The sequence below is a fragment of the Pseudomonas sp. BJa3 genome, assembly GCF_026343815.1.
Lineage (GTDB): Bacteria > Pseudomonadota > Gammaproteobacteria > Pseudomonadales > Pseudomonadaceae > Aquipseudomonas > Aquipseudomonas soli.
This window is the reverse complement of sequence record NZ_JAOXMC010000464.1, coordinates 1-243: the sequence shown is the minus strand read 5'-3', so window position 1 is coordinate 243 and position 243 is coordinate 1. Positions and strand designations below refer to the sequence as shown.

1 pseudogene is annotated in these 243 nt (G+C 71.6%); it reads right to left on the bottom strand.

The features are described from left to right. Positions 1–25: 25 nt before the first annotated feature. Positions 26–243 (bottom strand): annotated as a pseudogene (locus OH705_RS28430) (hypothetical protein); the annotation flags it as partial.

The following is a 243-nucleotide window of genomic DNA, read 5'->3' as shown; positions in this document are numbered from 1 at the left end:
AGCCGGGCTTGTCCCGGCTTTTTTCTTAGCCGGCGCGCGCGGGGCGCAGGCGGGCGTCGAGGGCGAGCAACAGCCCGCGCATCGGTGTCAGCAGCGTCGCCAGGCCGGCCAGGACACCCACCGTATTAGCCAGTGCGTCGCGCGGATCGGCCATGCGGGTGGTGGTCAACGCACCCTGGGCGAATTCCAGGGCCACGCCCATCGCCACCAGCAACAGCGCGACCACGACGCAGCCGCTGCGGC